We start from the raw sequence: 12972 nt of genomic DNA, 5'->3' as shown, positions 1-12972 counted from the left end.
CGGTTGCTCGAACAACGACCTGACATCGGCTTCCATGCCTTCCTGACGTAACCGGCCGATCAAACTGACCGCCAGTAATGAGTGACCACCCAACTCGAAGAAATGGTCGTGACGCCCTACCCGTTCGACATTGAGCAATTCCGCCCACAGCCGTGCGAGGGTGATTTCCACATCCCCCATCGGCGCTTCGTATTCGCGGCTGTTGATTGCAGACTGGTCCGGCGCGGGCAAGGCCTTGCGATCCAGTTTGCCGTTCGGACTGAGCGGCAGGTTGTCGAGACGGACGAATACCGCAGGCACCATGTAATCCGGCAGATGCTGGAGCAAATGACTGCGCAACTCATCTACAGGGACTTGCTGGCCGGTGTAGTACGCGACCAGGCGCTTGTCGCCCGGCACGTCTTCACGGGCCAGCACCACGGCTTCCTGCACGCCGTCGATTTGCGTCAAACGCGCCTGAATCTCGCCGAGTTCGATGCGCAAGCCACGGACTTTCACCTGATCGTCGTTGCGCCCCAGATACTCGATATTGCCGTCGGCCAGATAGCGCGCGACGTCGCCGGTGCGGTACATCCGCGCATTCGGCTGCGTATTGAACGGGTCGTTGAGGAAGCGTTCGGCGCTCAGCTCTGGACGGTTCAGGTAACCACGAGCCACCTGCACGCCGCCGATGTACAGCTCACCGATCACCCCTTGTGGCACCGGTTGTTGTTGCGCATCGAGGATGTACATCCGGGTGTTGGCAATCGGTCTGCCAATCGGTGTGTTGTCGGCGGTTTGCTCTACCGATCCGGCGCAATGCCAGGCCGTGACGTCCACCGCTGCTTCGGTCGGACCGTACAGGTTATGCAGCTCGCTGCCCGGCAGTTGCTGCTTGAAGCGCCGAACCAAAGAACCCGGCAAGGCTTCACCACTGCACATCACCTGACGCAGCGTACCGCACTGCTGACTGTCGCCGTGGGCAAGGAAAACGTCGAGCATCGACGGTACAAAGTGCAGCGTGGTGATGTTTTCGGCTGCGATCACTTCGCTCAGATACAGCGGCTCTTTGTGTCCGCCCGGGCGCGCCATGACCAGACGCGCACCGGTCATCAGTGGCCAGAAAAACTCCCAGACCGACACGTCGAAACTGAATGGGGTTTTTTGCAACACGCTGTCGGCGGCGGTCAGGCCATAAGCCTCCTGCATCCACAGCAAGCGGTTGACCACCCCGGCATGCTCGTTGATCACGCCTTTGGGTTGACCGGTGGAGCCGGAGGTGTAGATCACATACACCGGCGTCTGCGGGCTCAATTCCGGAACCTGCGGATTATCGGCAGGCAGCGACTGCCAGGTCTCTTGATCAAGATCGATCACCGGCACTGCAATATCGCCGAGCAATTCACGTGTCGACCCTTGCACCAGTACGGCCGCCGGCGCGCTGTCCGCCAGCATGTAGGCGATTCGTTCCTGCGGATAAGCCGGGTCAAGCGGCACATAAGCGCCGCCAGCCTTGATGATTGCCAGCAGGCCGACGACCATTTGCAGACCGCGCTCAACGCAGATCGCCACTCGCGAATCGGCGGTTACACCCTGTGCGCGCAAATGATGAGCCAGACGATTCGCCCGCTCATTCAAAGCTGTGTAGGTCAGTGGCTGCCCGTTCGCTACAACCGCAACAGCCTGAGGCGTACGCCGGACTTGCGCCTCGAACAATCCGTGAATCGTCTGATTCAGGTCGTATTCGACGTCAGTGGCATTCAGCTCGAACAGCAACTTGTGGCGTTCCTGCTCCTGCAATATCGACAGGCGATTCAACGGCAGATGCGGCGTCTGCTCCAGTGCATCGGCCAACGCCGACAGCGCGCTCTGCATATAGCCACAAACCCGCACCGCGCCAATGCTGGCAGGTGTCATCGCGGTAAGGTGAAAGCTGCTGGCCAAATCATCGACGTTCAGGCTCAGCGGATAGTTGGTGCGTTCTTCGCTGGAAAGATTCTCGATGCCTTCCCACGCCAGACGATTGCTCTGCTGTTGCTCCTCGCTGTCGCCGTGGCGGTAATTGAGCATCGCGCTGAACAACGGCGACGGCGCGGTCACGCCGCTGCAACGTTGCGCCAGAGCCAGCGAAGCATGTTCATGGCCGAGCAGTTCGGTCAGTCGTGCATGCGTGGCTTTTACCCCGGCGCGCACGTGGGTTTCGCCCAGATCCACACGCAGCGGCAAGGTGTTGATGAACATCCCTAAACCGCGATCAGCACCTGTCCCACCCTGCATCCGGCCCAACAGCACGGTGCCGAATACCACCCGATCCTGACCGGACGTTGCCGCCAGCACTTGCGCCCAGGCCAGATGGAACAGACTGGCCACGCTGACGCCCATTTGCCGCGCATGTCCTCGTAAACGCCGTGCCAGCGCCTCGGGCACTGGCTGGCGGACTTCCTCAATGTCATGCCCGTCACCGCGCACATCGATCAGGCCGAACGGCAGCGTCGGCTCATCGACATCGCCGAGCATTTCACGGAAATACGCCTCGTGCTCCTGCTCGCTGACGCCCAGACGCGTCTGCGCCACGTAATTGCGATAGGGCACGGCGGCCAACAGTGGCTGGTTCTGACCGAGCAGGATCGCCTGCATTTCCTGGCGAACGACATCCAGTGCGGTGTGATCCAGCGCGATGTGATGGAACAACAGCATGGCGGCCACCCGGTGGTTGACCGGGTCACGCGCATACACCAGTCGAATCAGCGGTGCCTGGCTGAGATCAATCCGGAAATGTCGTGCGTCGAAGCGCGCATACAACTGAGTCAAGACATCCCCGGACGCCGGGCTCAGCACTGCCTCTTGCAACGGCAAATCAGCTTCACGCCAGACCACTTGCACAGGTGTGGTCAAACCTTCCCAGACCACGCCTGTACGCAGGATGTCGTGACGCTGCATGACCTGACGCAACGCGGCGGCGAAGGCTTGAAGACGTTCGATATTGTCGAACGCCAGGCGCGATTGCAGCAGATAGGGATCGCCCTGCGCCGCACTCAAGTGGTGATAAAGAATGCCTTCCTGCAACGGCGCCAATGGATAGATATCCTGCACATTGGCAGCGCCACCCGGCACCGTGGCGACTATGCGCTCGATGGTCGGTTGATCCAGTTGCACCAGCGTCAACATGTCCGGCGTGATCTGCGTACAACCCGCAGGAATACCATTGGCCGGCACTTCGACTTCGCGCCCGCTGCCGACTGCCGCAGCCAGTGCCGCCAGCGTCGGCTGGCTGAACAGCACTCGCACGTCGGTGCTCAAACCGAGCTGACGCATCCGTTCGATCAGGCTCACCGCCAGCAACGAATGGCCGCCCAGCTCAAAGAAGTTGTCGTGACGACCGACTTGTTCGACCCGCAATACCTCGGACCAGATCTGCGCCAGCGCGATTTCCACCGCGCCCAGCGGCGCGGCGTATTCGTGGCTGAGCCAGGCGTCCTGATCCGGGTCAGGCAAGGCCTTGCGGTCGAGTTTGCCGTTGGCGGTCAGTGGCAGCGACTGGAGTTGAACGTACGCCGCTGGCACCAGTGCCTGCGGCAAGCGGGCCTGCAAATGCGAGCGCAAGTCTTCGATATCCAGCGCACTACGCTCGGTAAACCAGGCGATCAAACGTTCTTCGCGCACCAGCACCACGGCATCCTGTACCGCCGGATGACTGGCCAGCGCCGCTTCGATTTCACCGAGTTCCACGCGCACACCGCGCAGCTTCACCTGATCGTCGTTACGCCCCAGGTATTCGATATTGCCGTCAGCCAACCAGCGTGCGAGGTCGCCGGTGCGGTACATTCGCGCTTGTGGTTCGTCACTGAACGGGTCTTCGAGAAAGCGTTCGGCGGTCAGTTGCGGCCGGTTCAGGTAACCCCGCGCCACACCCGCGCCACCGACATACAACTCGCCGGGTACGCCGACCGGCACCGGACGTAGCTGCTCATCGAGCAGGTAGATCCTGGCGTTGGCTATCGGCCGACCAATGTGCAGCAACTGTCCGGCCTCGACCGGGCCGGAGGTGGCAACCACTGTGGCCTCGGTCGGGCCATAGTTGTTAATCACCTGATAGGTCTGGTTGTGATTGAACTGACGCAAGCGATCACCGCCGATCAGCAACGTGCGCAGCGTCGGGTGATGCAGCTTGCGGCTGAACGCATATTCGGCCACCGGAGTTGGCAGGAAGCTCACTTGCAACGGCTGCGCGGCCCACCAGTCAAGCAGCTCATCGAGATGCTCGTTGCCGATCGATTGCGGTGGCAGGTGCAGGGTCGCACCGACGCACAAGGCCGGCCAGACTTCCCACGCCATCGCATCAAAACCGAAGCCGGCAACGCTGGCGGTGTGGCTACCGGTGTGCAGATCGAACGACTCGGCGTGCCAGTGCACAAGGTTTTCCAGAGTCGCGTGTTCAACCATCACGCCTTTGGGCTCACCGGTCGAGCCCGAGGTGTAGATCACGTAGGCCAGGTGTGACGGGGTCAACGTCGGCAGTTGCGGATTGGTGTCGGACAGGTGCTGCCAGGACTCGTGATCCAGATTGATCACAGGCACCGCGCCCAATAGATCGCGAGTCGAGTCCTGCGCCAGTACCACCACCGGATCGCTGTCCTGCAACAGATAGGCGATGCGCGCCGACGGATAGGCCGGATCGACCGGCACGTAACCGGCGCCGGCCTTGAGGATTGCCAGTAACGCCACGAGCATTTGCGGGCTGCGACGCAGGCACACGGCAATTCGCTGATCCGGCTGCACACCCAGACTGAGCAAGTGATGAGCCAGACGATTGGCCCGTTGATTGAGCTGAAAATAAGTCAGTTGCTGGTCGCCCTGAATCACCGCCAGCGCCTGCGGATGACGCTCGGCTTGCGCCTCCACCAGCGCATGGATCGTCGCGCCGCGAGGGTACGCCGCCAAATGCTGGTTGAAACCGACCAGCAAACGCTCCTGCTCCAGAACAGGAAGAATCGGCAAGCCGTTGAGTGGCGCTTGCGGCGTCAATTCCAATGCCTGCACCAGATGCTCCAGCGCAGTGTGCATGTATTCGCAAATGCGATGCGCGCCGATCCGGGTGTCCGCCAGCACCGTCAGGGCGAAGCTGTCACCGAGGTCGTCGACACTCAGGGTCAGCGGATAGTTGCTGCGCTCTTCGCCACCGAGCAGGCGCACGCCTGCCCATATGCCCTGACCATCACGCGGCTGCGCTTCGGCAGCCGTGTGCCGGTAATTGAGCAACGCGCTGAACAACGGTGCCGAGCCGGGGATTGCACTGCAACGCTGCGCCAAGGCCAGCGAGGCATGCTCATGCGCCAACAGCGCTGTCAGCCGCGCATGGGTGGTTTTCACTGCGGCGCGCACGCCTGCGCCGGTATCGACCCGCAGCGGCAAGGTATTGATGAATACGCCCAACGCTCGATCCGCACCCTCGCCGCCCTGCAGACGTCCCATCAGCACGGTGCCGAACACCACTTCGTTGCGCCCGGACAGCGCGCCCAGCACCTGCGCCCAAGCGAGATGCATCAGGCTCGCGGAGCTGACCCCCATCTGCCGTGCCTGATCGCGCAAGCGCACATTCAATCCGCTATCGACCGCTTGCAACGCTTGCTCGATATCGCCGCCATCGCCCTGTACATCCTGCAAACCGAACGGCAAGGTCGGCTCTTCGATATCCCCGAGCATCTCGCGGAAAAACGCTTCATGCTCTTGCTCGGCAGCGCCCAGACGGGCCTGCGCCACATAGTTGCGGTAAGGCATCGGGGGCGTGAGGGAGTCGGTCTGATCGAACATGAACGCACGCATTTCCTGCCCTACCACGTCCATCGCGGTGTGATCGAGGATCAAATGCTGGAACAACACAATCGCCACTACCCGTTGCTGCGCAGGGTCCTCGGCATAGACGATGCGCATCAGCGGCGCCTGATGCAGGTCAAGCCGGTAATGACGGGCGTCGAAACGCTGGTGCAACTGCTCGAGAATATCGCCGTCCGCCGAGTCCAGCGGCACCTTCTGCACCACCAGTTGTGCCTGGCGCCATACCACTTGTTGCGGGCTCGGCAGACCTTCCCAGACCACGCTGGTGCGCAGAATGTCGTGGCGGGCGATGACTCGCTGCAGGTTGTCGGCAAAATTGCGCAGGCGCTCGACGCTGTCGAATGCCAGTCGTGATTGCAGAAGGTAAGGATCACCCTGCGCGGCACTCAGATGGTGATAGAGAATGCCTTCCTGCAACGGCGCCAATGGATAGATATCTTGCACATTGAGCGCGCCGCCCGGCACCGTGGCGACGATCCGCTCAATGCTGTCCTGATCGAGTTCAGTCAGGGTCAGCATGTCCGGGGTGATGAACGCGCAGGCTTCGGGGATGCGGTTGACCGGCACGGCGACTTCGCGACCGCTACCCACAGCACTGGCCAGCGCCGCCAGGGTCGGCTGATTGAACAGCACCCGTACATCGGCATTAAGGCCGATCTGGCGCATGCGTTCGATCAGGCTCACAGCCAGCAACGAATGCCCGCCCAGCTCGAAAAAGTGATCGTGACGACCGACTTGTTCGACTTTCAGCACATCGGCCCAGATTTGTGCCAACGCACTTTCAACCACACCTTGCGGCGCCTGGTATTCACGGCTGAGCCACGCGCTCTGATCCGGTTCCGGCAAGGCTTTGCGGTCGATTTTGCCATTGGCGGTCAGCGGCAGACTTTCCAGAAGCACGTAAGCTGCCGGCACCAGAGCGTCAGGCAAATGCGCTTGCAGGTGACTGCGCAGATCTTCGATGTCCACCGCCGAGCGTTCGGTAAACCACGCCAGCAAGCGTCCTTCACGCACCAGCACCACCGCATCCTGTACCGCCGAGTGACTGCCAAGCACGGCTTCGATTTCACCCGGCTCGATGCGCACCCCGCGCAGTTTGATCTGGTCGTCATTGCGCCCCAGGTATTCGATGTTGCCGTCTGCCAGCCAGCGTGCCAGATCTCCGGTGCGATACAGGCGTGCCTGCGGGTCATTGCTGAACGGGTCATCAACAAAGTATTCGGCGGTGAGTTCAGGGCGGTTCAAATAGCCCCGTGCCACACCTGCACCGCCGACGTACAACTCACCGGCAACGCCGACCGGTACCGGTTGTCGCCGGGCATCCAGCAGATAGACGTTGGCGTTGGCAATTGGCCGCCCGATATGCAAAGGCTGCCCGGCCTCGACACGACCGGAGGTGGCCACCACCGTGGCCTCGGTCGGGCCGTAATTGTTGATCACCTCGAACGTCTGGTTGCGGCTGAACTGACGCAAGCGGTCGCCGCCGATCAGTAAGGTTCGCAACGTCGGATGTTGCAGCTCGCGCGTGAATGCATGCTCGGCCACCGGCGTCGGCAGGAAGCACACCTGCAACGGTTGCGCACGCCACCAGTCGAGCAGCTCATCAAGGTGCTCATTGCGAATCGACTCTGGCGGCAGATGCAAGATCGCACCGGAGCACAGCGCCGGCCAGACCTCCCACGCCATCGCATCGAAACCGAACCCGGCCATACTGGCGGTGTGGCTGCCGACGTGCAGATCAAACGCCTCGGCGTGCCAGTGCACAAGGTTTTCCAGAGTCGCGTGCTCGACCATCACCCCTTTCGGCTGCCCAGTGGAGCCAGACGTGTAGATCACATACGCCAGATTGGCCGGTGTCAGCGACGGTAACTGCGGGTTGACGTCGGGCAGGTGATGCCAGCCGCCGATGTCCAGATCGATGACGGGCAGCGCGCCGACCAGATCGCGGGTCGAAGATTGCGTCAGCACCGCCACCGGGTCGCTGTCTTGCAGTAGATAGGCGATGCGTTCCAGCGGATACGCCGGGTCAACCGGTACATAACCGGCACCGGCCTTGAGAATCGCCAACAGCGCCACCAGCATCTGCGGGCCACGCCGCAAGCACAGCGCGACACGATCATCGGGCTGCACGCCCAGCCCGATCAAATGCTGAGCCAGGCGATTGGCGCGCAGATTGAGTTCGCCGTAACTCAGTTGCCGATCGCCCTGCACCACCGCCAGCGCATCGGGACGCGCCGCCGCCTGCGCTTCGAACAAGCGCTGAACCGTCTGCGCGCACGGGTAGTCGCGGCCGGTGATATTGAAGCCGACCAACACCCGTTGCCGCTCGCTCGGCGACAGAATCGACAGCTGATGCAGCGGTGTCTGCGGGTTTTGCTCGAGTGCCGTCACCAGGCTTTCCAGCGCTGTTTGCAGGTAGCCACAAACCCTAGGACCATCGATCTGCGGTAACGCTTGTACGCTCAGGCGAAATGCTTCACCGAGGTCATCGACACTGACCACCAACGGATAATTGCTGCGCTCGCGAGAGCTGAGTACCTGAATGCCGTCCCACGCCACGTCGGCCGACTCCGTTGCACTGTGGCGATAATTGAGCAACGTGCTGAACAGTGGCAATTCACCCGAAACCCCGCTGCACCGCTGGGCCAGCGCCAGCGAGGCCTGCTCGTGCCCGAGCAATTGCGCAAGTCGTTCATGGGTGACGCGCACGCCTTCGCGCACGGGCATCGCCCCGGCACTGACACGCAGTGGCAAGGTGTTGATGAACATCCCCAGCGCCCGATCAGCGCCCTCGCCGCCCTGCATGCGGCCCAACAGCACCGTACCGAACACCACCTCTTCGCGTCCGCAAACCTGTGCCAGCACCTGCCCCCAGGCCTGATGCACCAGGCTCGCGACACTGATTCCGAGCTGCCGAGCCTGGAGGCGCAGACGTTTTGCAATCGCCGTGTCCAACTGCAAATGGCTGTCGACAATCGAACTGCCGTCGCCATGCACATCCTGCAAACCGAACGCCAGGGTCGGTTCGTCGATATCGCCGAGCATGTCGCGAAAGAATGCTTCGTGGGCTTCGGCACTCACGCCGAGCTGTGCCTGTGCCACGTAATTTCGGTATTGCACCGGGGCCGGCAGATCGCTCGGTTGCGCGTGCAAGGCGTCACTCAGCTCAGCCACCAGCACTTCCAGCGCGGTGTGGTCGAGAACAATGTGATGCAGCAGCAGAATGGCGACCCAGCGTCCTTGCGCCGCGTCCTCGGTGTAGGCAAAGCGCATCAGCGGTGCGCGCGTGAGGTCCAGCCGATAATGTCGCGGGTCGAAAAGCGCCTGCAATTGCTGCAATACGTCGCCTTCCAACAGATCGGCATCAACCCGCTCCAGTGCCAGCGGGGCCTGGCGCCAGACGACTTGCACCGGTTTTTCGAGGCCTTCCCACAGGACGCTGGTGCGCAAAATGTCGTGACGGGCGATCACCGCGTTCATCGCACGGACGAAGGCTTTGATCTGCGCCAGCCCTGCAAAAGCGAATTGCGCCTGCAACACGTACGGATCACCGGCATCGGTGGCCAGGTGGTGATAGAGAATCCCGGCCTGCAACGGCGCCAGAGCATAGATGTCCTGCACATTGCCGACGCCGCCGGGCACTGTCGCCACGATACGGTCGATAGCAGTTTGATCCAGCGCCGCCAGTGGCAGCATGTCCGGGGTAATGCGCGTGCAGCCCGGCTCGATCAGGTTGTCCGGGACAACGATGGTTTTCCCGCGGCTCAACGTCGCCGCCAATGCAGCCACGGTTGGCTGTCCGAAAAGCACCCGCACATCGCAGTGCAACTCGCGCTGACGCATGCGCTCGATCAGTTTCACTGCCAACAGCGAATGGCCGCCCAGTTCGAAGAAGTTGTCGTGACGGCCGACCTGTTCAATTCCCAGCAAGGTCTGCCATAGACCCGCAATCAGCATTTCAACCTCGCCCAGCGGGGCCTCGAAACCACGCAGGGCGAAGGCTGCGCTGTCGGGTTGTGGCAAGGCCTTGCGGTCGAGTTTGCCGTTGGCGGTCAGCGGCAGTGCATCGAGAAGCACAAACGCGCTCGGCAGCATGTACTCGGCCAGATGCGTCAGCAGATGCTCGCGCAATTGCGCAGCGCTTGGTTCTGCGTCTTCAGCTGCCAGCCAATACGCGACCAGACGCTGATCACCGGGGCTGTCTTCGCGGGCAATGACCACGGCTTCGCGCACGCCTTCACAGGCAGACAGGCGCGCTTCGATCTCGCCGAGTTCGATACGGAAACCACGGATTTTCACCTGATCGTCGTTGCGCCCCAGGTATTCGAGACTACCGTCAGCGCCCCAACGCGCGAGGTCGCCGGTCTTGTACAGACGCGCATCACTGCGTTCATTGAACGGGTCGCGGATAAAACGCTCGGCGGTCAGCTCCTCGCGATTGAGGTAGCCCCGTGCAACCCCGGCACCACCGACGTACAACTCGCCAATCACGCCGGCCGGCAGCGGTTCACGTTGTGCATCGAGCACGTAAAGTTGCAGGTCGGGAATGCGTACGCCAATCGGACTGACACCGACCAGTTGCGCATCCGCTGCCTCAAGCGGTCGATAGGTCACGTGAACCGTGGTTTCGGTGATGCCGTACATGTTCACCAATCGCGTACCGGCATTGCCGACCCGCGCATACCAGGGCTTGAGCAGGCCGGGCTCCAGCGCTTCGCCACCGAAAATCACTTCGCGCAACGAGTGCTGCAACGGGCTGCGACCCTGTGCGGCGATCAGTTGGCGGAACGCGCTCGGGGTCTGGTTGAGCACCGTCACGCCTGCGCGGCAAAGCAATGCGTAGCAATCGTCTGGCGAGCGGCTTACCGCTTTTGGCACCAGCAACAATTGCCCGCCAAACGCCAGCGCGCCCCAGATTTCCCACACCGAAAAGTCGAACGCAAAGGAATGGAACAGCGCCCCCACGTCCTGCGGGTTGAAGTTGAACCAGTCATCGGTGGCCGAGAACAGCCGTGCGACGTTGCGGTGTTCAACCATCACGCCTTTGGGCAAACCCGTGGAACCCGAGGTGTAGATCACATACGCGAGATGTTGCGGTGTCAGTTCAGGAATCTGCGGATTGCTGCTGAGTTCGGCCTGCAAGTGAGCGCTGTCGAGGTCGATTTTCGGCACAGCGAGTGCGGCGACGCGATCTTCTGTGTTCGCCTGCATCAGCACCGCTACGGGTGCGCTGTCTTGCAGGGTGAAGGCAATACGCTCTAGCGGATACGCGGGATCGATCGGTACATAACCGGCGCCAGCCTTGAGCACGCCCAACAGGCCGATGATCATTTGCGGGCCACGTTCGACGCAGATGGCCACGCGCTGATCCGGACGAATACCGAGTGCCAGCAAGTGATGCGCGAGCTGGTTGGCGCGGCGGTTGAGTTCGCCATAGCTGAGGGTGCGGTCTTCGAAAATCAGCGCGGGAGCGTCGGGCCGTGCTTGCGCGTGGGCTTCGAACTGTTGATGCATCAATGACGTATCGATGGATGGCGCGGGCGTCGAGTTGATACCTCGCAGCCAGTGTTCGCGCTCCGCCGCCGGCAGAATGTCGACGCTATGCAGCGGCGAGTCCGGCGCCGTTTGCAGTGCTTGCACGAGGTTTTCCAGCACTGTGTGCAGATAGCCGGCGATACGCTCGGCACCGAGAGCTGCCTGCGCCAGAGCGGTGATGCGCAGATCCTCGCCAAGATCATCCACGTTGACCGTCAACGGATAGTTGGTGCGCTCGCGGGCGCCCAACACCTGCACGCCGGGAGCAAGGTCGACGACTTCAGCGACTTCTTCGATGGAGCTGTGGCGATAGTTGAGTATCGTATTGAACAAGGGCGTCGGCACTGCCACCGCACTGCAACGCTGAGCCAGTGCCAGCGAAGTTTGCTCATGGGCAAGCAAGGCAGTCAGACGTCGATGAGTTGCCAGCACAGCAGATTGAACGCCTGCGTCACCGACATCGACGCGCACCGGCAAGGTGTTGATGAACATCCCCAGTGCCTGCTCGCCGCCCTCGCCGGCCTCCATTCGTCCCAGCAACACGGTGCCAAACACCACCGCCGTACGGCCCGACAACTGGCCAAGCACCCGGCCCAGCGCCAGGTGCATCACACTCGCCACACTGATGTTAAGTCTGCGCGCCTGCTCGCGCAGTGTTCGGCTCAAATCGCTGTCGAGCATCCGCGAGACTTCTTCGATGCCTTGACCGTCAGCCTGTACTTCCAGCAAACCGCAGGGCAAGGTCGGCTGGTCGATGTCGGCCAGCATCTCGCGGAAGAACGCTTCCTGAGCCTGTTCGTCCTGGCCCATACGCGCCCGCGCCAAGTGATCGCGATACGGCACCGCCGGCCCGACCTGCGCCGCCTCGCCCGACAACCAGGCCTGAATCTCCCGGCGCACCACGTTGACGGCGACGTGATCCATGATCAAGTGGTGAAACAGCATCAACCCGACTATTCGACCATTGGCTGGATCTTGCGCATAGACCAGACGCAACAGTGGCGCCTGCTGGATGTCTAGGCGGAAGAAACGTGGATCGTGACGCTCCAGCAGTTGCTCCAGCACATTCCTGGTGTCGCTGAATTCGATCTCTTCGCAGACCAGCGTTGCATGGCGCTGAACCACTTGCAGCGGTTCGTCCAGCCGTTCCCAGATAAACGACGTGCGCAGAATGTCATGCCGTCCAGTCATCCATTGCAGCGCTTCGGCGAACGCCTCCAGCCGTTCGCGACTGTCGAAGGTGAAGCGCGCCTGTGAGACATAGGCATCGCCTGCGGGCGCAGACAGGTGCAGATAAAGCATGCCTTCCTGCAGCGGTGCCAACGGATAAATATCCTGCACGTTGGCGGCGCCACCGGGCACACCGGCAACGATACGGTCGATGGTCGGTTGATCGAGATTTACCAGCGGCAGCATGTCCGGTGTGATCCGAAAGGCCGGGCTCAGCCAGTCGCCACCGTGGCTGGCAACCAGTTCCAGCAATTGCGCCTTGTGCTCGGCCAGGCTGTCCCACAACGCATCATCCAGGGCATCGTCGCCACCAAGAATGACCAGGTCTTCATCTTCCTGTTGAAGGCGGATCGCGTGAGTGGAAATAACAGCCATCAGTTCGCTGAAATGCAT

General features: G+C 61.8%; 1 protein-coding gene (only partly in view). It reads right to left on the bottom strand.

Annotation, left to right across the window (positions count from 1 at the left end; all coding sequences use genetic code 11):
- Positions 1-12972, bottom strand: the 5' portion of a protein-coding gene (locus ACIOZM_RS01755) for an amino acid adenylation domain-containing protein (RefSeq protein ID WP_401208800.1). The gene continues 51 nt to the left of window position 1, outside the view; the window shows 12972 of its 13023 coding nt (coding positions 1-12972); its start codon is at positions 12970-12972; its stop codon lies beyond the left edge, outside the window.

The sequence above is a fragment of the Pseudomonas sp. NPDC087346 genome, assembly GCF_044744235.1.
Lineage (GTDB): Bacteria > Pseudomonadota > Gammaproteobacteria > Pseudomonadales > Pseudomonadaceae > Aquipseudomonas.
Note: the sequence above shows the minus strand (reverse complement) of the source record. Positions and strands in the feature narration are given on the sequence as shown.